The sequence below is a fragment of the Megasphaera hexanoica genome (genome assembly GCF_043520715.1).
Lineage (GTDB): Bacteria > Bacillota > Negativicutes > Veillonellales > Megasphaeraceae > Megasphaera > Megasphaera hexanoica.
This window is the reverse complement of sequence record NZ_CP171361.1, coordinates 2,281,631-2,308,606: the sequence shown is the minus strand read 5'-3', so window position 1 is coordinate 2,308,606 and position 26,976 is coordinate 2,281,631. Positions and strand designations below refer to the sequence as shown.

Annotated in this window: 28 protein-coding genes and 1 pseudogene; 25 read left to right on the top strand and 4 right to left on the bottom strand. The window is 46.4% G+C overall.

Translation table 11 applies throughout. The annotated features are described in order from the left end of the window. The first annotated feature begins 28 nt into the window (after positions 1–28). A complete protein-coding gene (locus tag ACGTIC_RS11305; RefSeq protein WP_075581339.1) occupies positions 29–1,288 on the top strand; it encodes a saccharopine dehydrogenase family protein in 1,260 nt (419 codons plus the stop codon). Then, the gene (locus tag ACGTIC_RS11300; protein ID WP_257536656.1) at positions 1,288–2,493 is read left to right on the top strand and encodes a carboxynorspermidine decarboxylase; all 1,206 of its coding nucleotides are present in this window, start codon (positions 1,288–1,290) and stop codon (positions 2,491–2,493) included. The genes ACGTIC_RS11305 and ACGTIC_RS11300 overlap by 1 nt, the downstream gene beginning before the upstream one ends. A gap of 60 nt (positions 2,494–2,553) precedes the next feature. Here the strand turns inward: ACGTIC_RS11300 and ACGTIC_RS11295 are convergent, their stop codons facing one another. Beyond that, entirely contained in the window at positions 2,554–3,219 is a 666-nt protein-coding gene (locus ACGTIC_RS11295; RefSeq protein ID WP_059075432.1) for a GntR family transcriptional regulator, read from the bottom strand. A 244-nt stretch (positions 3,220–3,463) separates the two neighbouring features. Here ACGTIC_RS11295 and ACGTIC_RS11290 point away from each other — a divergent pair, with 244 nt between their 5' ends. The 9 genes from ACGTIC_RS11290 to nadD all read left to right on the top strand — a co-directional run bounded on the left by ACGTIC_RS11290 (position 3,464) and on the right by nadD (position 10,394). Then, positions 3,464–3,847: a hypothetical protein gene (locus ACGTIC_RS11290; protein WP_059075431.1), complete on the top strand. Its 384-nt coding sequence runs from the start codon at positions 3,464–3,466 to the stop codon at positions 3,845–3,847. Positions 3,848–3,862: 15 nt separating this feature from the next. Further along, positions 3,863–4,867, top strand: coding sequence for a hypothetical protein (locus tag ACGTIC_RS11285; protein WP_113855607.1), 1,005 nt, complete (start codon positions 3,863–3,865; stop codon positions 4,865–4,867). Positions 4,868–4,886: 19 nt separating this feature from the next. Beyond that, positions 4,887–5,249 carry a hypothetical protein gene (locus tag ACGTIC_RS11280; RefSeq protein WP_059075429.1) on the top strand — a complete coding sequence of 121 codons (363 nt, stop codon included), beginning with the start codon at positions 4,887–4,889 and terminating at the stop codon, positions 5,247–5,249. Continuing rightward, positions 5,242–5,745 (top strand): molybdopterin-binding protein, encoded by a 504-nt coding sequence (locus ACGTIC_RS11275; protein ID WP_059075428.1) that lies wholly within the window; start codon positions 5,242–5,244, stop codon positions 5,743–5,745. Before ACGTIC_RS11280 ends, ACGTIC_RS11275 begins: the two co-directional genes overlap by 8 nt. Then, positions 5,745–6,341 (top strand): hypothetical protein, encoded by a 597-nt coding sequence (locus ACGTIC_RS11270; RefSeq protein WP_113855608.1) that lies wholly within the window; start codon positions 5,745–5,747, stop codon positions 6,339–6,341. Before ACGTIC_RS11275 ends, ACGTIC_RS11270 begins: the two co-directional genes overlap by 1 nt. Before the next feature lie 84 nt (positions 6,342–6,425). Further along, on the top strand, positions 6,426–7,664 hold the full coding sequence (locus ACGTIC_RS11265) for a lactate racemase domain-containing protein (protein ID WP_070807711.1): 1,239 nt from the start codon (positions 6,426–6,428) through the stop codon (positions 7,662–7,664). A gap of 47 nt (positions 7,665–7,711) precedes the next feature. Next, entirely contained in the window at positions 7,712–8,896 is a 1,185-nt protein-coding gene (locus tag ACGTIC_RS11260; protein ID WP_059075425.1) for an amino acid permease, read from the top strand. Between the two features lie 52 nt (positions 8,897–8,948). Next, complete coding sequence (locus tag ACGTIC_RS11255) at positions 8,949–9,761, top strand: alpha/beta hydrolase family protein (protein WP_075581335.1); 813 nt, start codon at positions 8,949–8,951, stop codon at positions 9,759–9,761. Between the two features lie 18 nt (positions 9,762–9,779). Further along, positions 9,780–10,394 carry a nicotinate (nicotinamide) nucleotide adenylyltransferase gene (gene nadD, locus ACGTIC_RS11250; protein WP_113855609.1) on the top strand — a complete coding sequence of 205 codons (615 nt, stop codon included), beginning with the start codon at positions 9,780–9,782 and terminating at the stop codon, positions 10,392–10,394. Between the two features lie 126 nt (positions 10,395–10,520). Here the strand turns inward: nadD and ACGTIC_RS11245 are convergent, their stop codons facing one another. Both ACGTIC_RS11245 and ACGTIC_RS11240 read right to left on the bottom strand, forming a co-directional pair. Further along, a complete protein-coding gene (locus ACGTIC_RS11245; RefSeq protein WP_059075422.1) occupies positions 10,521–11,069 on the bottom strand; it encodes an NADH peroxidase in 549 nt (182 codons plus the stop codon). Positions 11,070–11,192: 123 nt separating this feature from the next. Then, on the bottom strand, positions 11,193–11,615 hold the full coding sequence (locus tag ACGTIC_RS11240; protein ID WP_059075421.1) for a hypothetical protein: 423 nt from the start codon (positions 11,613–11,615) through the stop codon (positions 11,193–11,195). A gap of 586 nt (positions 11,616–12,201) precedes the next feature. On the opposite strand from ACGTIC_RS11240, the gene ACGTIC_RS11235 reads away from it, so the two are divergent. The 12 genes and pseudogenes from ACGTIC_RS11235 (at position 12,202) to ACGTIC_RS11180 (ending at position 23,163) form a co-directional block, all read left to right on the top strand. Then, entirely contained in the window at positions 12,202–13,395 is a 1,194-nt protein-coding gene (locus tag ACGTIC_RS11235; RefSeq protein WP_113855610.1) for a CaiB/BaiF CoA-transferase family protein, read from the top strand. A gap of 77 nt (positions 13,396–13,472) precedes the next feature. Continuing rightward, positions 13,473–14,375, top strand: coding sequence for a hydroxymethylglutaryl-CoA lyase (locus ACGTIC_RS11230; RefSeq protein WP_113855611.1), 903 nt, complete (start codon positions 13,473–13,475; stop codon positions 14,373–14,375). A gap of 15 nt (positions 14,376–14,390) precedes the next feature. Beyond that, complete coding sequence (locus ACGTIC_RS11225; RefSeq protein WP_113855612.1) at positions 14,391–15,653, top strand: SLC13 family permease; 1,263 nt, start codon at positions 14,391–14,393, stop codon at positions 15,651–15,653. A 19-nt stretch (positions 15,654–15,672) separates the two neighbouring features. Continuing rightward, a complete protein-coding gene (locus ACGTIC_RS11220) occupies positions 15,673–15,951 on the top strand; it encodes a sodium:proton antiporter (protein ID WP_394522650.1) in 279 nt (92 codons plus the stop codon). Then, positions 15,848–16,390: pseudogene (locus ACGTIC_RS11215) on the top strand (sodium:proton antiporter). The gene ACGTIC_RS11220 and the pseudogene ACGTIC_RS11215 overlap by 104 nt, the downstream one beginning before the upstream one ends. Positions 16,391–16,502: 112 nt before the next feature. Further along, positions 16,503–18,410: a sigma 54-interacting transcriptional regulator gene (locus ACGTIC_RS11210; protein ID WP_162816227.1), complete on the top strand. Its 1,908-nt coding sequence runs from the start codon at positions 16,503–16,505 to the stop codon at positions 18,408–18,410. Between the two features lie 129 nt (positions 18,411–18,539). Beyond that, entirely contained in the window at positions 18,540–19,787 is a 1,248-nt protein-coding gene (locus tag ACGTIC_RS11205; protein WP_113855614.1) for a dicarboxylate/amino acid:cation symporter, read from the top strand. Between the two features lie 90 nt (positions 19,788–19,877). After that, positions 19,878–20,153: a GNAT family N-acetyltransferase gene (locus tag ACGTIC_RS11200; RefSeq protein ID WP_059075415.1), complete on the top strand. Its 276-nt coding sequence runs from the start codon at positions 19,878–19,880 to the stop codon at positions 20,151–20,153. 158 nt (positions 20,154–20,311) lie between these two features. Continuing rightward, positions 20,312–20,731 (top strand): 6-carboxytetrahydropterin synthase QueD, encoded by a 420-nt coding sequence (gene queD, locus ACGTIC_RS11195; RefSeq protein WP_113855615.1) that lies wholly within the window; start codon positions 20,312–20,314, stop codon positions 20,729–20,731. Position 20,732: 1 nt separating this feature from the next. Beyond that, complete coding sequence (gene queE, locus ACGTIC_RS11190) at positions 20,733–21,389, top strand: putative 7-carboxy-7-deazaguanine synthase QueE (RefSeq protein ID WP_113855616.1); 657 nt, start codon at positions 20,733–20,735, stop codon at positions 21,387–21,389. Positions 21,390–21,393: 4 nt separating this feature from the next. Further along, positions 21,394–21,960: a GTP cyclohydrolase I FolE gene (folE, locus tag ACGTIC_RS11185; protein WP_257536669.1), complete on the top strand. Its 567-nt coding sequence runs from the start codon at positions 21,394–21,396 to the stop codon at positions 21,958–21,960. 207 nt (positions 21,961–22,167) lie between these two features. Continuing rightward, positions 22,168–23,163, top strand: coding sequence for an NADH:flavin oxidoreductase (locus tag ACGTIC_RS11180; RefSeq protein ID WP_113855618.1), 996 nt, complete (start codon positions 22,168–22,170; stop codon positions 23,161–23,163). Positions 23,164–23,221: 58 nt separating this feature from the next. On the opposite strand, the gene ACGTIC_RS11175 is transcribed toward ACGTIC_RS11180, so the two are convergent. Continuing rightward, a complete protein-coding gene (locus tag ACGTIC_RS11175) occupies positions 23,222–25,387 on the bottom strand; it encodes a Tex family protein (RefSeq protein WP_113855619.1) in 2,166 nt (721 codons plus the stop codon). A gap of 236 nt (positions 25,388–25,623) precedes the next feature. Here ACGTIC_RS11175 and ACGTIC_RS11170 point away from each other — a divergent pair, with 236 nt between their 5' ends. After that, the gene (locus tag ACGTIC_RS11170) at positions 25,624–26,061 is read left to right on the top strand and encodes a Fur family transcriptional regulator (RefSeq protein WP_059075409.1); all 438 of its coding nucleotides are present in this window, start codon (positions 25,624–25,626) and stop codon (positions 26,059–26,061) included. 71 nt (positions 26,062–26,132) lie between these two features. Next, complete coding sequence (locus ACGTIC_RS11165) at positions 26,133–26,966, top strand: deoxyribonuclease IV (RefSeq protein ID WP_075581328.1); 834 nt, start codon at positions 26,133–26,135, stop codon at positions 26,964–26,966. Positions 26,967–26,976: the final 10 nt, after the last annotated feature.

Genomic DNA, 26,976 nt, shown 5'->3' with positions numbered 1-26,976 from the left:
TTTTTGTTCAAACTGAAAGGAGACTACTATGAGTAAAGTTCTTGTCATTGGTTGTGGCGGCGTTGCCTCCGTAGCGATTCAGAAATGCTGTCAGGTGAGTGATGTATTTACGGAATTGTGTCTTGCCAGCCGTACAAAATCCAAATGTGATGACCTGGCTGCCAAATTGAAAGGCCACACGGATACGAAAATTACGACAGCCCAGGTAGATGCTGATGACGTAAACCAGCTTATTGCCCTCATCCAGAAGGAAAAGCCGGATCTGGTCATGAATGTGGCGCTGCCGTATCAGGACCTGACTATCATGGATGCCTGCCTGGCCTGCGGCGTCAATTACATGGATACGGCTAACTACGAACCGGAAAATACCGATGATCCCCAGTGGCGTGCCATCTATGAAAAACGCTGCAAAGAAGCGGGTTTCTCGGCATATTTTGATTACAGCTGGCAATGGGCATATCGCAAAAAATTCGAAGATGCCGGTCTCATGGCCCTCTTAGGCTGCGGCTTTGACCCGGGCGTAACCCAGGCATATTGTGCCTATGCCAAAAAACATGAATTCGATCATATCGATACGATTGATATTCTCGACTGCAACGGCGGTGACCACGGCTATGCCTTCGCGACTAATTTCAACCCGGAAGTAAACCTCCGCGAAGTATCGGCTCCCGGCAGTTACTGGGAAGACGGACACTGGATTGAAATACCGGCCATGAGTATCAAACGGGAATACCATTTCGATCAGGTCGGGGAAAAGGATATGTACCTCCTGCACCATGAAGAAATCGAAAGTCTGGCCCAGACCATCCCTGAAGCGAAGCGGATCCGTTTCTTTATGACCTTTGGACAGAGTTATCTCGATCATATGAGATGTCTGGAAGATGTGGGAATGTTATCTACGACGCCGGTTGAATTTGAAGGCCATCAGATTGTGCCGATTAAATTCCTGAAAGCCCTGCTTCCTGATCCTGCCAGCCTGGGACCGCGGACGAAAGGCAAGACCAATATCGGCTGCATCTTTACGGGAACGAAAGATGGCAAAGATAAGACCTGGTATATTTACAATGTCTGCGATCATCAGGAATGCTACCATGAAGTGGGCAGTCAGGGCGTCAGCTACACGACGGGCGTACCGGCCATGTGCGGTGCACTCATGATGCTTACGGGAAAATGGCAGAAACCGGGTGTCTATACGGTAGATGAACTGGATCCGGATCCGTTCCTCGATGCACTGGACAAATATGGCCTGCCCCGCAGCATTGATGAAAACCCGGTACTGGTACCGTGATGGGCGATACGATGTATACGCCGCCGTTCCGCTATCTGGAGGGAGGTACTCCCGAGGACTGGTTTGGCCGGCTGCCGACGCCGTGCTATATCCTGGAGGAGCGGGCTCTGCGGCATAATGGAGAAATCCTGGCCGGACTGGCAGAACGGACGGGCTGCCGGGTCCTCCTGGCGCAGAAAGCCTTTTCCAACTACGACCTGTATCCGGTTTTGGAACCCTATCTGGCCGGTACGGAGGCGAGCGGCTTGTATGAGGCCCGTCTTGGGGCAGAGAAGATGCCCGGCAAAGAAGTGCATGTGTTTTCGGCGGCCTACCGGGATGACCAGTTTGTGGAACTACTGCACTATGCAGACCACATCGTATTCAATTCGCCAAGCCAGCTCATGCGTTTCGGGCGTCAGGCAAAAGTAGCAGGCCGGAGCATCGGCCTCAGGATTAATCCTGAATGGTCTACTCAGGACGGGCATGATATTTATGACCCCTGCGCTCCCGGCAGCCGGCTGGGAACGACACGGGAGCAGTGGAACGCCTTGATGACCGACGAGGGGAAAGCGCTCCTCGACGGACTCCATTTCCATACATTGTGTGAACAGGATGCGGATGATCTGGCTACGACCCTGAAAGCAGTAGAGACGACATTCGGTGATATCCTGCCTCAGATGAAGTGGCTCAACATGGGCGGCGGTCATCACATTACCCGTCCCGGATACCAGATAAATCTTCTCGAAGACTGTATCCGCACGGCGCAAAAAAAGTGGAATGTCCAGGTCTATCTCGAACCGGGAGAAGCCTGTGCCCTTCATGCAGGCTATCTGGCAACGCGTGTGCTGGATGTGCTGACCAATGGCAATACGAAGATTGCCATTGTCGATACCAGCGCGGCCTGCCATATGCCGGACGTACTGGAAATGCCATACCGGCCGCCACTGTTTGGAAGCGGAGAAGCCGGCGCGCGTCCTTATACGTATCGTCTGGGCGGGCCGACCTGCCTGTCTGGTGATGTCATAGGAGATTACAGCTTCGATAAGCCTCTTGAAGCAGGTGATTTGCTCCTTTTCGGTGACATGGCTATTTATACAACTTGTAAAACTAATACATTCAATGGTATGCCTCTTCCGGACCTCTACGTTCGCCATGAAACGGGCACGATAGAAGAGTTATGCCATTTCGGTTATGACGATTTCCACTATCGTTTGGGAAAATAGGAACCAAAAAACTTGCCGCACAACGATTTTTACCGTTGTGCGGCAAGTTTTTTTGTGCGTTCAGTCTGTTAGCAATTTGCTGGACAGGTTGTTTTGCAATGGCGTATCCAGATGGAGTATCATCTTTTCCTGACTCAGGACGGGATCGCCGGTGCACAAGGCTTCGTAGATGGCCTTGTGTTCTTTCAGGGTCCGCTCTATGACGCCTTCTTTACGCAGGGAAACGAGAGAGAAATCACTGCTGCGGACGCGGTTGTTTTTGATGATATGGTAAAAATGCTTATTTTTTGTCGAGGAAATAATGATATTATGGAATTCCATATCAAGGATATAATATTCGTCGGCTGACTGATGGTCGTATACGGCCTTTTCCTGGAGTTTCAAATTTTTATCGAGCATGGCTATTTCACTACGGGATGAATCTGCAGCATAGCAGGAGGCCAGGAAAGCGGCACAATACCCCTCGATGGCACAGCGCAGCTGGTAGAGTTCGATGATTTCCCGGCGGGTCACTTCGTGGAGCTGGAATCCCCGGCTGGGAAGGACATCGACGAGGTTTTCCTGACTGAGGCTGAGAAGCGCATCGCGGACCGGCGTGCGCGACATATTCAATGAGGCTGTGATGGCTGCCAGAGAATAGATTTTTCCCTTTTCAAAGGCTCCGTCCATAATCTGGGCTTTTAAATATTCATAAGCTTTATCTTGTAATGATTTGCGTGATTGCATGACATCACATCCTTTTGTTTTTTACGTCTACCCTTTTTATTATATACTTACAGGCCGTCTATTTCCAATAGGATGGTTAAAACTATTTTGTATAATAATATAACCAGCAATGATATTTTAGCAATATAACTATTATTGACAAACATATATGAGCGATTATAATAATAGTATACCGGTATATCGGTATACCGGATGTGCGTAAATTATAAATTTTAGAATATTATTTTAGAGAGGAGAGAGTATTATGTTCAGGTTCATGCACACAAAGCTCCCGGAATTTATCAAGAAAATGTATGTTGCTGTCCACGATGTGGACGACACAAAGACGATGGAAGTCCATGGTCTGGAAAGTCTGCACAGCGCCAAGATGCAGTCACTGCGTACGGGCCGCATTGAAGAAGCTGTTCATGAAATCGCCGGACGGGATGATGTCAAGCATGTAGAAGTTCTGGTTCTGCCCCGTGTCCCCGAAACGATGCATACGGTTCTCATTAAGGGCAAAGATGAAAACGGCAAGACGACCAAGATTATTATGGAAGTCATCAATATTATCCATCCGACGGAAGAAACGGAATTTGACGGTTGTACGGATATTGAAGACAGAAGACCAAAACTGGGTCTGCACTAAGGAGGCGCATACATCATGAAATATAGAGTTCTTCCCGGCGGGGATATAGATGATAAGATTATACCTGTATCGGTCGTATTTCTCGATGTCAAGGAAATTGAAAAAAGTGGTCTTTCCCAGGATGATGCTATCCGCAAAGTAGCAGCTACCATTCAGGGACCGGCAGCTATCAATGTATTTGATATGGATGCTGTGACGACTACTAGTGACGGCATTGTCGTCGAAGGGGCCATCGTCCGCATGGGGGCCTCCGATAATGGTAAAGTTAATAATGAATTCGGCATCCTGCCCATGCAGGAAATCATTCTCTCCGATGAACTGGTAGAAAAGGAACCCCATCTGAAACAGTGGAAGAAATTGTTCCCTGAAAAGAAGATGTTCCGCGGGCCGAATCCGAAAGATAAGAAGATTCCTGTCCATAACGTCGTCATTACCGGCCGGGCGTCCAATAATAATTCGGCAACAGAAATGATGAATATCATCACTATGGATGAAGTCCTGTTCCCGATTCTGGGCCAGCTCGAATGCATGCATCACGGCGATGTCCTCGTAGGCATGACCGGCCAGGTCATTTCGGTCGGTATCGGCATGACCGTTGCAGAAATGTATGGCCGTGTATTCCCTCATCCTCAGTTTGAAGCCGGCGATACGGCTCATGGCTCCGGTGCCTATGCCAAGACGCTGAAACAGTACATTCCCTGCATCGTCTGCGATAAGAAAGTCATTGCCCGCCTGACCATCCGTGCTCTCCAGTGCGGCTGTGTACCGGCCCGGGATATCGGCTGTTCGCCTGTTGTTCTGTCCATTGCCCGTGCTATGGGGACTCCTATTGATTTCGACCGCATCACACCGGCTGCTCAGGCTGAACTGGACAGTGTCGGCTGCACGCGCGAATGGATGAAACAGACCTCCCATATGACGGCAGAGGAAGTCATCGCTCACGCCGATGAAATCCTGCCGGGTGTGGAACAGGCCAAGAAGTATCATGCAGATGATCTGCTGGTAGAAAAAGAAATCTGATAGAAACAGGGGATTTGCCATGGCTGATGAAAATATTATTGTCTATACGGATAAAACAGTCGTCAAAGTGCAGGGCCTCGATGTCAAGGGACTGGATACGCGGGCGCTGGAAAAAATCCTGATGGATAAATTCCATTCTGTCGTCCGGGTCATCGGCGTTACCGGTTCATCTATCGATATGGATATATACGGCATCGATCCGGAACAAATAGAGAAAGATGAACATGGCCTGATCCAGGCCATCTCAACGACAGAAGGTGTCACAGCGACAGAACTGGCCAAGCTGGCAGGGGCAGAAAAAATTGTGCCTGTCGATATCAATCACATTCCTCAGCGGGATCATGACTACTGTGCCCGGGAAAGGTGGCTCCATCATGATTGATACGGCGACGATTATTCCTACGGGTGACGAAATCAAAGCGGGTATTGTCTTTGATACGGACAGCGCGGCCGTCGTACAACAGCTGGTGCGCTACAATCCGGAAATGCAGATTACCCGCATCGCACCGGTAACGGATGAAGAAGATAAAATAGAACAGGCTATCCGCAAGGCAGCTGCCGCATCGGATCTGGTCGTTCTCATCGGGGGAAGCGGTGGCGGACACCGCTATAGTTCTACACTGGGAAAAGATTTTACTCATACGGCGTTGGAAGCGATGTTATCGCCCAGTGCCAGCCGGCAGCTCTTTGGCAAGAACGGACATTTGTGGAGCTGCCTCGTCTGTGGCCGATTGGGGGATGCGCTGGTTTTAAACCTGCCAGGTCCGTTTGTCGAAGCCAGCGCAGCGATTGAAGCATTTGTGAAAAACGCCGCGTCAGACGATTTGGAAAGGATCAACGCAGCCATGGCGGAGGCTGTGAGAAAGCAGTACCCCTGATGAATGATTACAGGGTACGTCTGTATCAGACCTGTCTGTATCAGATGCCGGCAGCTGTTGGCATCTGGTGCAGGGCAGGGGACCTGGAGGGCCTTGATGAGCATTTCAGGCGGAAGCTGACAGCGTATAGAGGGAAAGACGTGCGGTGTATTACGGACCCGGTAGCACTCGATCAGTACCTGGCAGACTATGTAACCTGGCTCTGCCCCGTTTCCGTCGTGGCGGCGGCTGCTAATATAGCGGCCTGGCATAATGGACCGCGGACAGGCGGCATTATCGGATCGCTGGGAGGAGAAGTTCATGCCATTGACGAACATATGGTGGAAATCCTTCCTCAGGTCTGGTGCCTGTCGTATTCCGGAGGCCCGGGACTGCTGTTGCAGGGAAGCCGGCAGGCAGCCTGGAAAGTACGGGAATTTCTGGAATATCCGGGCAAGCAGTATACCTGCGATGAAATACGGGCGTATTTAAAACAGCAAAAAGTTGTTACTTATTTGTACGTTACCGATGGCAGTGGGGGAGAGGGAATCCTTGCCGGTGGCGATGGGCAAAAAGAAGAACGGATTTGTTTATCTAATAACAACAAATTATTCTAAATAAAAACTATATGATTTATAATTGGAACGTATGCAAGACAAATTGTTCGTGATGATCGTGAAGAAAGAGAGATGAAACGTGACATGTTAGATTTGAAAAAGCAGGAACTGCCTCATCTCATACGGGTACGGCAGCATTTTCCGACAGATTGCATCAGTGATATTCCGGCTGCTGTGCGGCAGGAACTGGATAAACTGACGCTGAATGATAAACTGCGCGATAAACAGATTGCCATTACGGCTGGCAGCCGGGGGATTGCCAATATTGCGACTATCATCCGCAGCATCGCTGACTATGTCAAGACAAAGGGAGGCCATCCCTTCATTGTTCCTGCCATGGGGAGCCACGGTGGTGCAACGGCCCAGGGGCAGATCGATGTATTGAAAGGATATGGCATTACGGAAGAAACGATGGACTGCCCTATCCGTTCATCCATGGAAACGGTATATCTGGGAGAAACGGAAAATGGTGCACCCGTATATTTTGACAAGAATGCCTATGAATCGGATGGCATCATTGTCTGCAACCGGGTTAAACCGCATACTGATTTTTCGGCACCCAATGAAAGCGGCATCGTAAAAATGATTGCCATCGGCCTGGGCAAGAAGGACGGCTGCTCGGCCATGCATGCCCATGGACTGGCCCAGTCTATTGCCCAGTCCTGCAAGGTATCGCTGGAGAAAGCCCCCATTCTCTGCGGTCTGGCTATCGTCGAAAATTCCAATGATCAGACATACCTCCTCCAGGGTGTGCCTGTAGAAACGTATATCGAAACCGATGCAAAACTCCAGCTTCTGGCCCGCAGCCTCGTGCCACATCTGCCGGGAAGTCAGTATGATCTGGTTGTCGTAAAGGAAATAGGCAAGATTTACAGCGGTACCGGGATGGATACTAAAGTCATCGGCCGCATCCGTGTTCGTGGCGTAGAAGAACCGACGAGTCCGGATATTCATATGCTCGTTGCTCTGCGCATGAATGAACATTCCTATGGAAATGCGTTAGGCATCGGCCTGGCCGATATTACGACGAAAGGTCTGGTCAGCCAGATTGACCGGGAGTCTATGTATTCCAACCTCATTCCTACGACGTATCTCGAACGGGGGAAGATTCCTGTATACTTCGACACGGAAGAAGAAGCAATCAGCCAGGCTTATGCGCTGGCCAATCCCGGACCGGATGGACGCATTGCAATCATAGAAAACACGCTTCACGTACAGGAGTTGTTGGTCTCGGCTCAGGTAGTGAAAGAAAATCCGGAACTGGAAGTTTTGGAACAAGATGTGCCTGTTGCATACACACCGGACGGCATACTCGATGTGTAACGAATGTAGAGTGACCTGATTCATCTATTCACTGGAGGTGTCATATCATGAATGATGGGAAACAGATTTCGAAAGTTAATGTCGTAGGGGCGTTATCCATTGCGGCACTCATGTTCAGTAGTTATGTAGGGCCGGGGTTTGCCGCAGGGACGCAGACCGTTGCCTATTATCTGAAAGCCGGTTCGGCAGGCGTCATCTGGGGACCACTCCTCGTCGGAATCCTTACTTTTGTCTGGTGCTGGCTGACCTTTGAATTCAACCGGATATACAAACCAAAAGATTATCGCGAACAATCCGATATGATTTATAAAAATCCGGCTGTACGGCAGGTACTGGGAATATTTAAAGATATTTTCTCCATGGTTCAGATTTTCCTCGTAGCCGCCGGCATGATTTCTGGTGCCGCTATTATTCTGGAACAGACTTTTGGTATTCCTAATATGATCGGAACCCTTCTCTTTGGCGTTTTCATGATTGGTTTTACGTTGAAAGGCGCGAATCTGGTCATGAAACTGGGCAATACCCTGACTATTTTGATCATTGCCATCATTATTTTCATTTTCTTCATCAGTATCGGCATCTGTTGGCCGGCTGCAGACCAATTCATCGAATCGGGTTCGACTGCTGCTGATTATGGTCTTACGACGGGTTATGCCTGGGTCATCGTTTTCTCGTCGATCATTCTCTTTACTTGTGGTGCCAATGCGGCTGTTCCGTCCTGCCTGGTAACCATCCGGAGCAAGAAAGATACCTTCCTGGCTGCTCTCGGTACGGCTGTTCTCTGCGGTGGCGGTACGATGCTCTGCACTATTTTGTTTGCCGCTGGTATGCCTCATATCACAAAAGAAAGCATCCCCATGCTGTATCTCCTTCACGATATCGTTCATTCTGCTGATTGGACACGGTATCTCTATGTAGCCATTGCCGTATCGGCTATGCTCAGTACCGGTGTTGGACTGTTGTTTGGTATCAGTGAACGGTATCAGCTCCTGGCAGCACGTCACAATATCATGGCCAATAAGACAGCTTTTTATCGCCGTGCTGTCATCGGCGTCATCGTTACTCTCATCAGTGTTGCATTCAGCCGCCTGGGTATCCTGACCATCGTTGCTAAAGGCTATGTCGCTTTTACGCTTATTTCGGCACCGTTCCTGATTTACATTCTTTTCCTGGCCGTTCCCTGGAGAATCTACAAAGACAAACAGGATGGCACCTATCCGGAACAGAAATAACTTCGTGTGGCTATAATTTATACTATCATATCAGTTAAGGGAGGAAGTCACTATGCCGTCACTTCACATTGAATTTTACTCAGATGTTCTACGTATTGATACGGGAATCGAGGTTATTTATCCACAAAATTGTACCCGGACGCCGGAACCGCTGCGAGATGTCATCAAACCGCCGTTCCCCGTACTGTATCTCCTCCATGGCATCATGCGTGACCAGACGGGATGGATCCGCTTTACCAACGTGGAACAGTATGTCATGGATATGGGTCTGGTCGTCGTCATGCCTACGACAGGCCGCGGCCATTATATCAACCAGCCGCATGGTTACCGGTATTTTGATTATATTACGCAGGAACTGCCAAAAGTCATCGGCAATATGTTCCAGGTATCGCAGAAACGGGAAGATACGTTCATTGCCGGCCTCTCCATGGGTGGCTATGGCGCTCTCCATGCCGCTGCCCTCTGCCCGGATCAGTATGCGGCTGCAGCCAGCCTGTCCGGTGTCGTAGATATCGGAGTCATGTATGAATCAAAGGAACTCTATTCTGATGCAGAACGACTCATGACTTTTGATAATAAAGATCCCCGGGGCGGTGAAAATGATCTGGTCGTAGAATTCCAGAATGCCGTCAAAGCTGGTAAAAAACTGCCGAAAATGGTTTGCGCCGTAGGCAATCAGGATTTCCTCCATGATTATAATATTGCCTTCTACAATAAAGTCAAAGACCTGACAGATATTGAACTGTGGACGGAAGACGGCGACCATACGTGGGATTTCTGGGACCGCAACATCAAGCGCGTTCTTCAGTGGCTGCCCATTAAACAGCGTCTGGATGACTATAAACCGCAGTTTGTCGTAAAATAAGAGGAAGGGGTGAGCAGCATGGGCCGGAATGATGACAACAAAAAAGGAATTGTCCTGTTTGGTGGGACATTCAATCCCATTCATCAGGGTCATATCCGGCTCTGCTGCAGTGCCTGGAATGCGGTGCATCCCCGTCTGGTGATTCTTATGCCGACCCAGCCTTTTTATAAAGAACTGGATACGGATGCGGCGCAGTGCATTGAAATGTGTCAGAAAGCGGTGGAAGACCTGCCTTTTCCCGTAGCTGTCGATGGCTATGAGATTCAGCAGGGGAGTACATGCCGCACCTATGATACGCTTTGTGCAATGAAAGAGAAGTTTCCTGACGATCCGCTTTACCTGCTCATGGGATCTGATACATTCCTTTCCTTCAGTTACTGGTATCGTTGGCAGGAATGTGGACGGATGGCGAGCATTCTCGTCGGGATGCGCAAAGGGGATGACCGGGAACAGATAGAAATGGTAAAATGCCGGGTGGAAGAAGAAGGCCTCACGGTAAAGCTGATGGATCATCAGGCCGATGCTATTTCCTCTCACGACATCCGCCAACATCAGGAAAAACAGAAGGATGAACTGGCACCGGCTGTCTATGCGTACATCCGGGAACATCATCTCTATGGAAATGATGGGTAACGTTAAATACAAAGAAACGAGAGCTGTCACAATAGGTGAGGGCTCTCGTTTTTTGATAGTAGAGGATAGACGGGAATGAAAAAACCTGCTGCATCGCAGCAGGCTTTTGATATATTTCTATGCAGCTTATTTTGCGAAATAACGGGCGAGGAGGCCATCGAATACACGGCCATGACGAGCTTCGTCTTTTGCCATTTCATGAACTGTATCATGGATAGCATCATAGCCGAGCTGTTTAGCCAGCGTTGCAATTTCTTTCTTGCCAGCGCAGGCACCCTGTTCAGCGAGGGCACGCATTTCGAGGTTTTCTTTTGTATCAGCTGTTACAACTTCGCCGAGGAGTTCAGCAAATTTAGCAGCGTGTTCAGCTTCTTCAAAAGCGATGCGTTTGTAAGCTTCGGCAACTTCCGGATAACCCTGGCGGTCAGCAACACGGCTCATAGCGAGGTACATGCCGACTTCAGAACATTCACCGGTGAAGTTGAGGCGGAGACCTTCTACAACTTTTTCATCGAGGCCTTTGGCAACGCCTACCTGATGTTCGTCAGCATAGGTTTTCGGTCCTTCCGGAACGAGAGTGAATTTTTCTTTCGGAGCACCGCACTGAGGACATTTTTCCGGAGCATCATTGCCTTCAAAAACGTAACCGCAAACGCCACATACAAATTTTTTCATAATTGTTACCTCCTGATCATATCAAACATAATTATATAATGGGAATATCTTAAATATCTCGTAACAAATAACTATTATTTATTACGAACACATTATAACAGGTTACCGGGATAAATGCAAGAGTTAATCTTCTTTTGTGCTCCAAGTTTTCCATTCTTCCATCCAGTTTTTCAAGGCTTTCTGGGGAAGGGTATAATCACAAAGTGTTGATTTAAGAGCTTTTCTCAATTCGTCTTCCTTATCACCTAAGGGATAAATGGATTTATATTCATCATATACATCCCAGAAGTCGCGCATGTGGAGATTGGCATACGTACTGCCATAGATTTTGAAACACGTATCGCACAAGGTGATAAAAACGGCTTCTTCATCGTGCTGATTTGCATCGTCAAGACCGCAGCAGCGGGTATAGAGACGAATCTTGTTGCCAAAGAGACGGCGCAGGTAATCATACACATCAGAAACCATTGTAGGCTGTAACTGCAGGAGCTGACAGCCGGGAGCAAAATAAATTGGGTACTGGGCAATGTTGTCAAACGTATCCATAATTGACACCTCTTTTTAATTAATATTTTTTATTTGTTATTTACAAATATTATAACACGAATCACTGGGATTTGCAATAAGCGTTCTGTGTTTCTCCGTAAAATTTAGGGTAAAAAGTCAGGAATACATTATTTTAAAGAAAATTTGTATGTTATTAATAGCATTTTTTTGATGGGACAGAGGGCTATTTTTATTTGGTTGCTATGAATTCTATGAATATATCCTTGGTGGTATCTAAAAATAGATTTGGCACAAAATATTTTTTTTATAATTTCAATGTGTATAAAACAGTATATAGACAGTTGTAATAATATGGACAAAATTGAACAAGTTCATTTCAAAATGATATTCAACACAGAGGATTTACGTTTAACGTATATTTTTGTCAATGCATGATAAACGATAAACAATAATAAATAATGATGAACAATATTGAACACAGTAAACATAAATGAACAATGAACAAATGGGATAGGATTTTACAAAAAAGCATGTTAGACATAGAATACAGGCATGAAACGGCACGACATTCATGTAACATTTGCGAAGTTCTGTGCCATATTTTTTAGAAAAGAGGTTATTCATAATGGGTAAAGGTATTTTGGATGGAATTGTAGTTCTGGATTTGACCCGTGTATTAGCTGGTCCGTATTGTGGTATGTTCCTGGCTGATATGGGAGCCACCGTCATTAAGGTTGAACGTCCCGGGAAAGGTGATGACAGCCGGGCCTTTGGACCGTTCCTTAACGAACAGAGCTGTTACTATATGAATCTGAATCGTAATAAATATGGCGTCACCTTGAATTTAAAAGCTCCGGAAGGCAAGGAAATCTTTAAGAAGATGGTTGCTAAAGCCGATGTAGTCATTGAAAACTATCGTCCCGGCACTATGAAAAAACTGGGCCTTGATTATGAAGTCTTAAAGAAAATTAATCCTCGTATTGTTTACGGCGCCTGCTCCGGTTTCGGTCAATATGGTCCTTATAGCCAGCGTCCCGGATACGATATCATAGGACAGGCTATGGGTGGCCTTATGAGCGTAACTGGATGGCCCGGAGGTGAACCGACACGCTGTGGTACGGCTATGGGTGATGTCCTTGGTGGCCTGAGCTTGACAGTAGGTGTACTTGGCGCAATTGTTCATCAGATTAAGACGGGAGAAGGACAGATGGTCGATGTTTCCCTTGTTGACTCTGTTGTTTCTTCCTTGGAAATCATTACACAGATTTACCTGGCTACAGGCCGTATTCCAGAACGTATCGGGAATCGTTATGAATCTACATATCCTTATGATTCTTTCAAAGCAAAAGATGGCAGTGTAATTATAGGCTGTGGCAATGATAAACTTTGGAAATTGATGGCTACTGAAATGGGTCAGCCTGAACTCATTGATGATCCTGATTATAAAGCTGTTAAAGACCGTGTAGCTCATCATGAACAGTTGAAGGTAATCGTAGAAAACTGGACAAAAGACCAAACTGTTGACCAGGTCGCAGATCGTCTGACAAAAGCTGGCGTTCCTTCCTGCCCGATTATGACGATTGACAAGATTGTTAAAGATCCGCATATCGTAGGAGCACGTAAAATGTTCGTCGATGTGGAACATCCTGTAGCAGGTCACACGACATTAACCGGTGATCAGATTAAATTCAGCGATTGGGAACAACAAGTTCGTATGCCTGCACCTGTTCTGGGACAACACAACGAAGAAGTATATAGCAAATTCATTGGTTTGACAGAAGATCAGATTGAAAATCTCAAGGAAAAGAAAGTACTTTAAAAATCGGTGTATCCGGGGCTGCTGTTTTGATACGGTAGCCCAATGGATACTACAATATGCAGAAAGAAGGTTTATTCATGTCCAAAGTAAGAATTTGTGAAGTCGGTCCCCGCGATGGCTTCCAAAATATCAAAGAGTATATCTCTGTAGGAGATAAATTACATATTATTGATGGGCTGATTCAGTCTGGCGTCACGTATATGGAAGTAACATCCTTCGTTTCTCCTAAAGCTATTCCTCAGTTGAAGGATGCCAAAGAAATCGTCGGAACCTGTTTGAAAAAATATCCAGACGTTGAATTTATGGCATTAATTCCTAACCTGAGAGGGGCTCAGACAGCTGTTGAAACGGGAATTAAAAAGGTTGCTTATGTTGTTTCGCTGAGTGCTAGTCATAATAAGGCAAATATTAACCGGACTCATGAACAGTCCTATAATTCATTAAAAGAAATTATGGAAACATATCCTCAACTCGATATCTGCCTTGATCTTGCTACTGCATTTGGCTGCCCGTTTGAAGGAAAATTCCCGACAAGCCGTGTCGTTGAATTTTTGAAAGACTATGTTGATCTCGGCGTCAAAGAAGTATGCCTCTGTGATACTATCGGTATTGCAAATCCGGCTCAGGTGCGGGAAATCTTAAAAGCATTACAAACCTCTTATCCGCAGCTTAAATTAGCTGTTCATATTCATGACACGCGTGGTATGGGACTGGCTTGCACATTGGCAGCTATTGAAATGGGCGTAACTGACGTTCAGTCTACACTTGGTGGTCTTGGTGGTTGTCCTTTTGCTCCGGGCGCTTCGGGTAATCTGGCAACGGAAGATCTGGTTTATATGCTTAATGAAATGGGCTTTGACACAGGAATCGATTTTGAAAAAATTCTGAATCTGGCAAAGGAAGAAATAAAATTGATTCCGTCTGGCGTTTATAGTGGACATCATATTCATATCGATAAAACGTCTAAATGTTTCCGATAGGAGGGAGAATCCACTATGGATTTAAAAGTGGCATTGCTGCTGGTTCTGGTTGCTGTTATCGTTATTGGCTTCATTAGAAAGATTAATGTCGGCTTGTTGGCCATTGCAGCTGCTTCAATAGTAGCTTATGCTTCTGGTGCTTTTAAGGCAAAAGCCGTTATTTCTGGATTCAACTCATCATTATTCGTTACTTTGATGGGTGTTACGTTGTTATTTGGAGTCATTCAGTCTAATGGATGTCTGGATCTTCTTTTAAAAAAATTAGCATATCTGTTTCGTAAACAGGTTTGGTTTATTCCCATTTTATTATTGATAATCGGCTTGGCTTTCGCTGCTGTTGGACCAGGCTGCGTACCTGCATTAGCTGTCGTTGTAGCGTTGGCAATTCCATTGGCAAAACATACAGGGTATAATCCACTGATGCTCATGCTGATTGGGGAAATGGGAACGTTCTGCGGCCGTTTTACGGCCATCACGCCGGAAGGTATCCTCATTTCATCCATTATGACTCCTCAGGGATATCCCGATATAGCCTGGCCAATGATTAAAATCGTTTTATTGGGTGTGTCCATCCTTTCTGTCATAGTATATATTTATTATGGCGGTTATAAAATCAAGACGGCAAAGAATGTAGAACAAATGACGAAAGGCGATTCTTTTACGTCTAAACAGTTAATCGCTTTGGTCAGCATCCTTGTCATGCTTGTCGGTGTCATTGGATTAAAGATGAATGTAGGGCTCGCGTCATTTATTGTAGCCGTTTTTCTTCTCCTCATCGGCATTGGCGATTCCAAGGCAGTTATGAAAGAGTTGCCTTGGAATACAATGGTCATGGTTTGTGGTGTTGGCGTACTCATTACGTTGATTATCAGTTCCGGTGGCGTTGATTTGGTAGTCGATGTTTTGTCTTCTGCGATGACTGCTTCTACAGCTGCGCCGATTATTGGCTTTGTGTCGGGATGCCTTTCCTGGTTTTCGTCGGCATTGGGTGTCGTATTCCCGACAGTAATGCCGCTCATTGGCGGGATTGCTCAGAATGTTCCCGGTTCTTCCGTTGAAGAAATGGTTTCAGCTGTTGGGATTGCCGCTTCCGTTGCAGGACTTAGCCCGGCGTCTACCGGCGGTGGCTTGATTATGGGCGCTTTCCAGGGGGATCCTGAATTAGCAAAAACAAAAAGTGCGGACCGTTTATTTATTGAAGTGTTTGCCTGGTCGGTTTTCTGCGTTGTATTCCTGTCAATCCTGGCATTTACAGGCATTTATGGTCTCTTGATTTAATGATATGGCAAGTGCATAAATGGAACGGGTTCATCATATGTTGCTGAACCCGTTTTTTATTGCTTGCAGTGTACATGAAGGGATGTTTCGATTACTGAAGTCGGTGCTGCTTAATTATATTCCTTTTATTGTCCTTCTATATGGATTGTTCGTCGTAGCTGGTGGTATTCGTTGTCAAAGGTACTTTGGCAGGCATGCCGAAAATCAATTCTTTGCTTATTGGGACGGCACTTGCCAGCTGGATTGGCACGACGGGGGCTGCTATGCTGCTTATACGCACGGTCATTCGTGCCAATGAATGGCGTAAAAAAATTCAAAAGGTACATGGTGTTGAATTGGGAATCAATCAACCTTGGCAAATATTCTGGGCAGCAGATGCCTTATCATCGTTCCTGGATAATACGCCGACATATCTGGTGTTTTTGTAGACGGCCGGTACACTCGGCGCAGTGCAGGGAATTTCCACATCCGTTGGGACAGTTTCTCAGATCATGTTGGAAGTCATTTCGGCTGGCGCCGTTTTTATGGGGGGCAATACTTATATTGGATATGCACCTAATTTTATGGTTAAATCTATTGTAGAAGAAAACAATATTAAAATGCCGAGTTTCTTCGGCTATATGGGATGGTCCTGTGCTATTTTGATTCCTGCATTTCTTATCGATGTGATGTTGTTTTTCTTTAAAGAAATAGGGAATCACAATGATATCAGGGTAGTAAAAAGGAGATGCCGATAAAGACATCTCCTCTTCAATATATTTTGATATATGTTTGTTTCTACCTATGTTACAATAAGCTATGGGGTCGAACACGGATGAATCTCTATATAGGAGTGTGAAACATTGTACTATGAACCAAATATTATTTATCTCTCCTTCAGAACAAGGCGCAAATAAAGCACGGGATATCATATTCAGACACCATATGAAAGTTGATGTATGGGTTGGTTCTTGGGAGAATGCAAGAAATTATGCAGAACAGGCTATTAAACAAGGAGTAAAAGTTATTATTAGTCGTGGTGGTACGGCTGCTTTATTGCGCCATTCTTTAGATACAGCAATCATTAAAGTGCGTTTTACTAGTGCTGCTTATCTGGAAGCGTTTGAACGCCTGCGTAGTGTAGAAGGAAAGATTGCTTTTTTTGTGCTGGATACGATGCCTGGCTTTATTTCTCATTTTTGCAAGCTTCTTAATATTGATGCTTGTTACTATTCATATACAGGAGATCAGGATGTAGAAGAAGCTGTAAAAAAAGCAAAAGCAGATGGCTGCCATTTTGGTGTAGGGGGTGTTTTAGCAAAAAATTATGCCCGTATATATGATTTCAGTTACTATACACTGGAAAATACAGAAGATGAAATCGAATTAGCCCTTGACTCTGCCCAACAAACGTTATCATCTATTATTCAAGAAGAAAAACACCACCGGGAACTACAATTGAAACTGGAACAGTACGAAGCGGTATTAAATTATACTCATGATGGTATTTTGGCTATTAATAAGGAAGGCAATATTGTTGTCGTCAATAAACAGGCTGAAGAAATACTTCCATTAAAAAATAAACCATATGAGGGTAAATATATTGAAGAAGTCTTCCCAGCATCTAAACTTTCGTCTGTTTTACGAACTGGGGAAAAAGAAATGGACGAATTGATGAAGGCTGGAAATGTTATTATTAATACAAATCGTATTCCTATTATGATTGATGGAAAAATAGAAGGAGTTGTAGCGACATTTAAAGATGTCGATTCTATTCGCAATAGTGAGCAGAAAATACGCTCTAATCTTCATAAACGAGGAATGGTAGCACGCTATCGCTTTTCAGATATTGTTGGCGAATCTAAAGCCATGAAACGGGCTGTTTATATGGCCAAAAGCTTCGCTAAATATGATGCTAATATTCTGATCCAGGGAGAAATCGGTACAGGAAAGGAAATGTTTGCTCATGCTATTCATCATGAAAGCCAAAGACGCAACCACCCATTTCTGGCGGTGAATTGTTCTAATATCTCAGCAGATCGGTTAACTAGGCAACTCTTGGGTCGGGAAAAAGAAGGCAAATTATTTGGATCTCCTGAATCTCAGGAAGGTGTTTTTGAATTAGCTCATGGTGGTACTCTGTTTTTAGATAAAATTGATGAAGCACCATTGGAAGCACAGTCAGTAATCCTGCGTATTCTGGAAGATAATGAAGTTTGCCGTATTAATGGACGTCATGCCATATCTGTTGATGTGCGGATTATTGTTTCTGCCGGGAATAGCCTGCAGAAAAAAATGAATGAAGGAGAATTTTTGGAAGAATTATACTATAAAATCAGCGTTCTTTCTTTGGAAATTCCGCCGCTTCGTAATAGAGAAGCTGATTATTTGCTCCTCAGTGAAGATTTATTTCACCGGTATTTTGGTTCCGAATATTATATGTATGAAAGTAAAATAAGAAAAATTGAAGAATACATGCGAAATTATATCTGGAAGGGAAATATCCGGGAGTTACAAAATTTTGTCCAGCGTGTAAGTGTTTTATTAAAAAATGCGATGCCTGTTGATGAAATTATGCTGACTATGCCAGAAAACAGCACGATGAATGATACCAGCATAGACGTTAAAATGAATAAGTGGTCCCGGGCTCATGTAGTTGATGCGTTGACTGCCAGCAAATTGAATATTTCAAAAGCTGCACGTATGTTAGGCTGCAGCCGGGGGACTCTGTACAAAAAAATGAATGAATTAAATATCAAAATATCAAATATTGAATAAATAAAGCTATATATCTCTGTCATAAGTTATTTTTCATTTTTATATCAAAATTTACATTGTAGACTGGGAAGAAATACTATAAAATGAAAGAGCTTGTAATTGTAACCGTATTTTATAAGGAGATATAGCGTGAAGAAAATAGGGCTGAGTACACAGATTTTTTTGGGATTGGCACTGGGTGCGCTCATGGGGTATGTGGTTCCTGATCTGGCAGGTCATTTAAAGCCGTTTGGCGATGCGTTCCTGCGGATGATCAAGATGATTGTCGTACCGCTTATTTTCAGCACCCTCGTTATGGGGATTGCCGGGACTGGCGATTTTAAGAAACTGGGACGTCTGGGCGGAAAGGCTATTATTTGGTTTGAATTTGCGACGACCATTGCCCTGGCTATTGGTTTATTTGTCATGAATGTGACTGAACCGGGTGTAGGCGTGCCTATATCGGCGGCGGTTGGAACGGAAGAAGCAGCTGCTGCCGGCCAGCACAGCATCGATATGGTGCAGTATGTACTTCACATTATCCCCACGAATGTTGTCGATGCAGCGGCACGGCAGGATATGCTCCAGATTATTTTCTTTGCCTGTTTCTTCGGCGTTGCCGTCGCTCATATTGGAGAAAAGGGGACGCTCATTGTCAATTTCTGTCAGAGTGTAGCAGAGGCTATGTTCAAAGTGACTAACTATGTCATGCATTTTGCCCCTCTGGGGGTCTTTGCCATGATTGCGTATACTGTAGGCAGTTATGGTATAACTATGCTGATCCCACTGGGAAAACTGATTCTTTCCGTCGCCGGGGCCACGGCGTTGTTTATTGCCGTTGTAGCCACGATTGCCAGTGTATTTACAAAAATTAATTTTTTCCACCTGATTCTGGCCCTGAAAGATATTCTTTTCCTTGCCTTTTCTACTGCCAGCAGTGAAGCGGCTTTGCCCGGCGCGATGAAACGTCTCCACCGTCTTGGCGTACCCGAAGCGACGGTGACTTTCGTCATGCCGACGGGATACTCTTTCAATCTCGATGGCTCGACACTGTACAGCTCGGCCGGAATCTTGTTTATCGCCCAGCTTTATGGCATCGCCATGCCTATCGAGCAACAACTTCTGGTCATGGTGACGCTCATGCTTTCCACCAAAGGCATTGCCGGTGTCCCCGGTGCCGGCATTATCGTCGTCGCCGCGACAGCTGCCGCCTTCAACCTGCCCACAGAAGGAGTAGCCATTCTCCTGGGAATTGACCGCATCCTCGATATGATCCGGACCATCTGTAACGTATGTGGCAACTGCATGGCAACGGTTGTCGTATCCTGCTGGGAAAAAGAACTGAATAAAGATAAGTTTAATAGATTATATAAAGAATTTAGAGAAGAAAAATTGTAAAATAATAGAAATATAGGCTGTCGCATCGTTGCAAAACCAACAGACAAGAATTTGTGCATCTGATATACTACGCATTAGAGGTGATATATCATGAATTTGCAGTATAGTCCCAATAAGATCTGGATAGAGAATGAAGAAGGAAAGACCGTCGGGGAAGTTGATTTTTTCCAGGACGAACAGGGCGATTATGACATCGTCCATACGGAAGTCGATGATAGTATGCGCGGTCAGGGAGCGGCTGGCCGTCTGGTTCAGGCAGCGGCTGATTATATCCGCAGTACGGGGCATCAGACCAAGGCTTCGTGCTCCTATGCATCCCGCTGGTTCATGCGTCATAAAGACTACAGTGACGTATATCTTCCCTGATTTTTATTGACAGCCCTGCGGAGTACGTGTAAAATAATGTTCGTTAAGCCATATCGACAGTTCGCTTGTACCATCCTGTCGTAAAACAAAACCAGGACTGTTTATTTGTGTGAGACAGCTCTGCTCTGGCAGGGCTGTTTTTTTATAGGAGTACAGCCATGTATTATTTAAAGACAGAACAATCATTTGATGCGGCTCATTTTCTTAAAGGGTATGCAGGAAAATGCCATAATCTGCACGGTCACCGCTGGCGGGTCATCGTAGAAATCCGGTCGGACAAGTTGCGGACTGATGCACAATGCCGCAGTATGGTAGTGGATTTTTCTGACTTGAAAAAGAGTCTGAAAGATATTTGTGATTTCTATGACCATAGCCTGATATATGAAACGGGGTCTCTGAAGGAAACGACTGTAGCCGCCTTGAAGGAAGAAGATTTCTGTCTCCATGAAGTGCCTTTCCGGCCGACGGCAGAGGAGTTTTCCCGCCATATTTATGAAACGATGCAACAGCAGGGATATGATGTTTCCCGCGTAGATGTATACGAAACGCCTAATAATTGTGCGTCTTATGGAGGCTGACATGAAGGTAGCAGAGAAATTTATCAGTATCAACGGGGAAGGGAACCGGGCAGGTGAGTTGTCTGTATTTGTGCGTTTTCAGGGATGTAATCTCCGCTGCAGTTACTGTGATACGTCATGGGCCTATGAAGCGGATTGTCCCTATGAAGAACTGACACCCGATGAAATCGTGGAGTACGTCCTGTCTACGGGCGTGCATAATGTTACGCTCACTGGTGGGGAACCGCTGCTGTCTCAGGGAATCGCTGAATTAATAGAAAAACTCCTGGCACAGCCAAAAATCCGCGTAGAAATTGAAACGAACGGCGCTGTAGACCTGCGTCCATTCTGTATGCCTGCGCGGCCTGTCTTTACGATGGATTACAAATTGCCTTCCAGCGGCTGGGAACGGGCTATGAAAGTGGAGAATTTTTCTGTCCTGGAAAAGCAGGATACGGTGAAGTTTGTCTGCGGCAGCCAGGAAGACCTGCAGCGGGCGTGGGAAGTCATACAAGAGTACAGGCTGACAGAACGATGCCATGTGTATCTCAGTCCAGTATTCGGTTCGATTGAACCGGTCGATATGGTTGCTTTCATGGAAACACATAAAATGAACGATGTGCGTTTACAAATCCAGATACATAAGGTTATCTGGGATCCAGAGAAACGGGGTGTCTGATATGATTGATACCAAAGCGATAGAAGAACATGTACGGGGGATTCTCATTGCTCTCGGAGAAAATCCCGACCGGGAGGGCTTGGTGGAAACGCCGAAACGGGTAGCCAAAATGTACCAGGAAGTCTTTGACGGCATGAATTACACGAATCATGAACTGGCACAGATGCTGGATAAGACCTTTGCAGAAGATACGACCAGTGCAGGCAGCAATCAGGTCGTCGTCATGAAAGATATTGACCTTTTTTCGTACTGTGAACATCATATGGCCCTCATGTACGATATGAAAGCGACCGTTGCCTATATTCCCAAAGGCAAGGTCATTGGTCTTTCTAAGATTGCCCGCATCTGTGACATGGCCGGGCGGCGGCTGCAGCTTCAGGAACGGCTGGGCCGTGATATTGCCGATATTCTGGGAGAAATCACAGGCAGTACGGATATTGCTGTCCTCCTGGAAGGACGGCACAGTTGTGTCAGTGCCCGGGGAATCAAGAAAACGGATGCGAAAACGCGTACGGTCGAACTGCGGGGCCGTTTCAAGGAAGAACCGGCATTGCAACTCTACCTGCGATAACAAATGAGGCAGTGGCAAATGAGCATTAAAAGCTATGTTTGCCGCGGCCTCTCTTTTGTATACGTGAACCAGAGACGATTCCTACAGGAAATTTTCCCGGAATAAGACTAAAAATTTCCTATAGGATAGTCGTGTTTAATGGTATACTAAAAGAAAAGAATGGTTACGAAATAACATGTAATTTTAGCTTGTAAGGAGTGATTGATAATGAAATGGAAAGAACCGCTGTCGATTCATCATCTTATGCTGACGAACCGTATCGTCATGCCGCCTATGGCTACCCGGGCTGCTTCTCATGGCTACATTGATGAAGAAATATGTAAGTATTATCAGAAACGGGCAGAAAAGGGCTATCTGGGTCTGATCATTACGGAGCATATGTATATTGATAAGCAAGGAAAAGCCGATCCGAATCAGATTTCCATTTCCCGCAATGGCGATATTGGCGGCCTGCGGCAGCTGACCCGGTGTATCCACCGCGAAGGGAGTACGCGTGTGTTTGCTCAGATTAATCATGCCGGTTCTATTGCCGATCCCATTGTGACGCGGCAGCAGGCTGTGGGCCCGTCTCCTGTACTACATCCCCGTCAGAAACAGAGCCAGGTCCTGCCACGGGAGTTATCTGTCGAAGAAATACAGGTACTCGTAGCAGAATATGCCGCCGCTGCCGGCAGAGCCAAAGCGTCCGGATATGACGGCGTGGAAATCCATGCGGCTCATGGATATCTGCTGAACCAATTTTATTCACCACTTACCAACCACCGTAACGACGCCTATGGCTGTGACACGCTGGAAAAACGTGTTCATTTCCATTTGCAGGTCATCCATGCTATCCGTATGGTCGTCGGTACGGCGTATCCGCTGGCTATCCGGTTTGGCGGATGTGACTATCAGCCGGGCGGCAGTACAATCAATGATGCCGTGGAAGCAGCTAAATTGTTTGCAACGGCTGGGGTTGATCTGATTGATGTATCAGGCGGCATGAATTTCTTTGTCCGCCAGGATCATACAGAACCGGGTTATTTCCGCGATATGTCTTCCGCTATCCGTCATCATGTTTCCGTACCGGTCATCCTGACTGGTGGGGTACAGACAGTGGAACAGGCAGAAGACCTTCTTGTCACGGGAGCGGCTGATATGATCGGGGTTGGCCGGGCCATATTACAAGATGCGGAATGGCCGAAACGTGAATTAGGAAAATAGTATAATATAGATAACATGACAGGCTGTCCGATGAGGGCAGCCTGTTATATTATCTATATTATATTGTTGCTTTTTTAATGGATAAGGCAATGCGTTTCCGTTCTGTATCTACAGAAAGAATCATACAGTCTACGATATCGCCGACGTGTACGATATCTGTCGGGTGATGGAAGGGATGATTGCATAATTCTGACCGGTGGACGAGGCCGGGCGTTTTAAGGCCGATATCGACAAAGGCACCGAAATCGACGACGTTGTGGACCGTACCGCGCACGATAGAACCGATTTCCAGTTCATCCAGGGACAGGACGTGGCGTCGTGTCAGCGGTTTGGGGAAGTCGCTGCGCACATCCCGGCCGGGTTTCCGCAATTCTTCCAATATGTCACGGACTGTTGGTTCGCCGGCATTGAGGGCCGATGCCAGTTTAGGGGCGGCGTTCATTTGCAGACGGCTCTGCAAATCCTGCAGGCGGGCCGGGTTCTTCAGATCTTTCAGAGTAAATCCGTACTGACGCACGATTTTAGCGGCCAGATCATACGATTCCGGATGGACAGACGTATTATCCAGTGGCTGGGTACTGTCTTTGATGCGTAAAAATCCGGCACACTGGGTAAATGTCGCCGGACCCAGCCGGTTGACATTCATCAGTTCCTGGCGGTTGTGGAACGGGCCGTTTTCATTGCGATAGGTGACGATGTTTGCAGCCGTAGCTGAGGTCAGGCCCGATACGTGCTGCAACAGAGCAGCTGAAGCCGTATTGAGATCGACGCCGACATAATTGACAACCGATTCGACGACTGCATCCAGTGCTGCCGTCAGGGATTTTTGATTGACATCATGCTGATACTGGCCGACACCGATGGACTGGGGGTCGATTTTGACCGATTCTGCCAGCGGGTCCTGGATGCGGCGGGCGATAGAAACGGCTCCGCGTATCGTGACATCCAGATCCGGTAATTCCTCACGGGCCAGTTCCGATGCCGAATAAACCGAGGCGCCGGCTTCGTTGGTAATGAGATAGCGGCATTTCAAATGCTGTTCATGGATTAAGCGGGAAACGAACTGTTCCGTCTCATATGAGGCCGTTCCGTTACCGATGGAAATGAGGGTAACTTCGTGCTCCCTGATCATGTGGGTCAGAGCATCGGCGCTTTCATGACGCTGTTTTTCCGAGCCCGTAAGGTGATAGGTCCCGTAGGCCAGCACGGCACCGGTAGAGTCGATGACAGCAGCTTTGCAGCCTGTGCGGTACCCCGGATCGAGACCGAGAATGGTCTGACCGGTAAAAGGAGGCTGCAGGAGCAGACTGCGCAGATTAGAGGCAAAGACCTGAATAGCCTGTTTTTCTGCCTTTTCTGTAAGTTCATTGCGGATTTCCCGTTCTATCTGGGGACAGATGAGACGTTTATAGCTGTCGGTGGCGGCGCTTTCCAGTATATCTTTATATGGAGAGGGGCCTTTGATGATCATCTGGCACAACCGGCTGATATATGCGTCGGTACGGACTTCCAGATTGACTTTCAGCGCTTTCTGGTTTTCCCCGCGGTTAATAGCCAGGATACGATGACTGGGCAGGCGCCGGATGGCTTCGTGAAAATCTCTATAGGCGAGATAAATCCGTGATTTTTCCTCTTCTTCCTGTAGCGAGCAGGTGAGTTTGCCGTCATGCCAGAAGGCGTTACGTAAAAAACGGCGGTATGGGGCGAGTTCGGAGCAGCGTTCGGCAATAATATTAGCAGCGCCCTGGATGGCATCCTCTACGGTAGGCACATCTTTGGTCAGATAAGCTTCTGCTGCTTTTTCCGGAGCTGGCCCGTGTATATCCTGATTCCAGAATAAATCAGCCAGAGGTGTCAGGCCTGCGTCGCGGGCCATCGATGCTTTCGTACGCTTTTTAGGCTTAAAGGGCAGATATATATCTTCTACGTCCTGTAACAGCCGGGCTTTTTCCAGCTGGCTTTTGATTTCATTGCTCCATAATCCCTGATCCATGATGGATTGGCGTACCGTGTCCTTGCGGTTGCTGAGTGTTTCTTCGTATTCATACTGTTCCTTGATCTGGCGCAGCTGTTGTTCATCCAGGGTCCCCGTTGCCTCTTTGCGGTACCGGGCGATAAACGGGATGGTATTGCCACTGGCAAACAGGTCTAATGCGGTCCGGACCTGTCCCGGGCGGATATGCAGGTCAGAAGCTATCTGATGGATAATCATTTCTTCATTCATGCCGGTCTCCTTTCTTCCTAGTACTATATTATGAGTGGAAATAGCTGTTCCGTCAACGTCTGATTTGACAAAGGGGCGAATATAATGTATATTTTTCGTATTATTTAGAATCTTTGTATTGCCATTTCAACAAATAACGGTTACAATATAGTAGAAGCGCAATTTAAAAATCATACTCATTTAATAGCATTCACAGGTGAAAAATCCTTGTTAATGGAGAAAGGAGGATTATGTCTATGGATATTGCTGCAGTATTACGGGAAAACGGCTATAAAGTCACGCCACAGCGTCTGGCCGTGTATGAAGTAGTCAACAATAATACGACACATCCCAATGCAGAAGCCATTTATAAAGAATTACAGCCCAAATATCCGTTCATGAGTCTGGCGACGGTATATAAAACGATGGAAATTTTTGCAAAAATCGGTGTCGTACAGGTGCTGCAGTGCGAAGAAGATGCGCACCGCTATGATTTTAACACCAAGCCCCATGCCCATATCCGCTGCACCCGCTGCAACCGCGTCATGGATGTAGATGTGGAACGGGATAAGCTCGCTGATCTGGCTCAGACACAAACGGGCTATCGGGTAGATTCTGTCAATGTATCCTTTACGGGAATTTGTGCAGAATGCCAGAATGAAGAAACGGGATGCCAGAACGAAAAAGAAAATTAATAGGATAAGCAGGCAGGCTGGGACGAATTGGTTTCGTTGCAGCCTGTTTTTGCATAAAAGGAGAAAAGGCTATGCTTCATATAGGATGTCATTTATCTGTTTCCCAGGGATTCCTGCATATGGGTGAAGAAGCCCTGTCGATCGGTGCCGATACATTTCAGTTTTTTACACGCAATCCCCGCGGCGGTAGCGTCCGGCCTCTCGATACGGACGATATGGCAGCGTTGAACCGGCTGATGGCGGAGCATCATTTTGCTCCTATACTGGCTCATGCACCGTATACGCTGAATGGCTGTTCGAAGACGGAAAAGACGCGGATTTTTGCCAGAGAAGCTATGGCTGATGACCTGCGCCGTCTGGAATATCTTGATCATTGCCGCTACAACTTCCATCCAGGCAGCCACGTCGGACAGGGGGCGGAAACAGGAATAGATTTTATTGCTGATATGCTCAATACGTGCATGTTCAAAGGCCAGAAAACGACGGTCCTGCTGGAAACGATGGCCGGCAAGGGGACAGAAGTAGGCCGCAATTTTGAGGAAATTGCCGCTATCATTGAAAAGGTGGAACTGCAGGACAACATCGGGGTCTGCCTCGATACCTGCCATGTCTTTGACGGCGGATATGATATCGTTCATCATCTCGATGACGTGCTGACTCAGTTTGATACGCGTATTGGCCTGTCCAGACTGAAAGCCATCCATATCAATGACAGTAAAAATGAACTGGGAAGCCATAAAGACCGCCATGAAAAGATTGGTGAAGGCCATATCGGCATCGAAGCGTTTACGCAAATTATCAATCATCCGGCATTACGGCAGCTCCCCTTTTATCTGGAAACACCGAATGAACTGCCGGGATATGCTCATGAAATTTCACTTCTGCGAAGTTTGTACAAGGAATAAGAGGTGACGA

Excerpts from the sequence above, each read along its gene's own strand:
- ACGTIC_RS11305 (WP_075581339.1), top strand. The coding sequence starts at position 29 with ATGAGTAAAGTTCTTGTCATTGGTTGTGGCGGCGTTGCCTCCGTAGCG.
- nadD (WP_113855609.1), top strand. The coding sequence starts at position 9,780 with ATGGGCCGGAATGATGACAACAAAAAAGGAATTGTCCTGTTTGGTGGG.
- ACGTIC_RS11165 (WP_075581328.1), top strand. The coding sequence starts at position 26,133 with ATGCTTCATATAGGATGTCATTTATCTGTTTCCCAGGGATTCCTGCAT.
- ACGTIC_RS11300 (WP_257536656.1), top strand. The coding sequence starts at position 1,288 with ATGGGCGATACGATGTATACGCCGCCGTTCCGCTATCTGGAGGGAGGT.
- ACGTIC_RS11240 (WP_059075421.1), bottom strand. The coding sequence starts at position 11,615 with ATGGATACGTTTGACAACATTGCCCAGTACCCAATTTATTTTGCTCCC.
- ACGTIC_RS11245 (WP_059075422.1), bottom strand. The coding sequence starts at position 11,069 with ATGAAAAAATTTGTATGTGGCGTTTGCGGTTACGTTTTTGAAGGCAAT.
- queD (WP_113855615.1), top strand. The coding sequence starts at position 20,312 with ATGTATTATTTAAAGACAGAACAATCATTTGATGCGGCTCATTTTCTT.
- ACGTIC_RS11265 (WP_070807711.1), top strand. The coding sequence starts at position 6,426 with ATGTTAGATTTGAAAAAGCAGGAACTGCCTCATCTCATACGGGTACGG.
- ACGTIC_RS11235 (WP_113855610.1), top strand. The coding sequence starts at position 12,202 with ATGGGTAAAGGTATTTTGGATGGAATTGTAGTTCTGGATTTGACCCGT.
- ACGTIC_RS11260 (WP_059075425.1), top strand. The coding sequence starts at position 7,712 with ATGAATGATGGGAAACAGATTTCGAAAGTTAATGTCGTAGGGGCGTTA.
- ACGTIC_RS11225 (WP_113855612.1), top strand. The coding sequence starts at position 14,391 with ATGGATTTAAAAGTGGCATTGCTGCTGGTTCTGGTTGCTGTTATCGTT.
- ACGTIC_RS11230 (WP_113855611.1), top strand. The coding sequence starts at position 13,473 with ATGTCCAAAGTAAGAATTTGTGAAGTCGGTCCCCGCGATGGCTTCCAA.
- ACGTIC_RS11220 (WP_394522650.1), top strand. The coding sequence starts at position 15,673 with ATGGAACGGGTTCATCATATGTTGCTGAACCCGTTTTTTATTGCTTGC.
- ACGTIC_RS11180 (WP_113855618.1), top strand. The coding sequence starts at position 22,168 with ATGAAATGGAAAGAACCGCTGTCGATTCATCATCTTATGCTGACGAAC.
- ACGTIC_RS11175 (WP_113855619.1), bottom strand. The coding sequence starts at position 25,387 with ATGAATGAAGAAATGATTATCCATCAGATAGCTTCTGACCTGCATATC.
- ACGTIC_RS11295 (WP_059075432.1), bottom strand. The coding sequence starts at position 3,219 with ATGCAATCACGCAAATCATTACAAGATAAAGCTTATGAATATTTAAAA.
- ACGTIC_RS11255 (WP_075581335.1), top strand. The coding sequence starts at position 8,949 with ATGCCGTCACTTCACATTGAATTTTACTCAGATGTTCTACGTATTGAT.
- queE (WP_113855616.1), top strand. The coding sequence starts at position 20,733 with ATGAAGGTAGCAGAGAAATTTATCAGTATCAACGGGGAAGGGAACCGG.
- ACGTIC_RS11200 (WP_059075415.1), top strand. The coding sequence starts at position 19,878 with ATGAATTTGCAGTATAGTCCCAATAAGATCTGGATAGAGAATGAAGAA.
- ACGTIC_RS11280 (WP_059075429.1), top strand. The coding sequence starts at position 4,887 with ATGGCTGATGAAAATATTATTGTCTATACGGATAAAACAGTCGTCAAA.
- ACGTIC_RS11210 (WP_162816227.1), top strand. The coding sequence starts at position 16,503 with ATGAACCAAATATTATTTATCTCTCCTTCAGAACAAGGCGCAAATAAA.
- ACGTIC_RS11290 (WP_059075431.1), top strand. The coding sequence starts at position 3,464 with ATGTTCAGGTTCATGCACACAAAGCTCCCGGAATTTATCAAGAAAATG.
- ACGTIC_RS11270 (WP_113855608.1), top strand. The coding sequence starts at position 5,745 with ATGAATGATTACAGGGTACGTCTGTATCAGACCTGTCTGTATCAGATG.
- ACGTIC_RS11275 (WP_059075428.1), top strand. The coding sequence starts at position 5,242 with ATGATTGATACGGCGACGATTATTCCTACGGGTGACGAAATCAAAGCG.
- ACGTIC_RS11285 (WP_113855607.1), top strand. The coding sequence starts at position 3,863 with ATGAAATATAGAGTTCTTCCCGGCGGGGATATAGATGATAAGATTATA.
- ACGTIC_RS11170 (WP_059075409.1), top strand. The coding sequence starts at position 25,624 with ATGGATATTGCTGCAGTATTACGGGAAAACGGCTATAAAGTCACGCCA.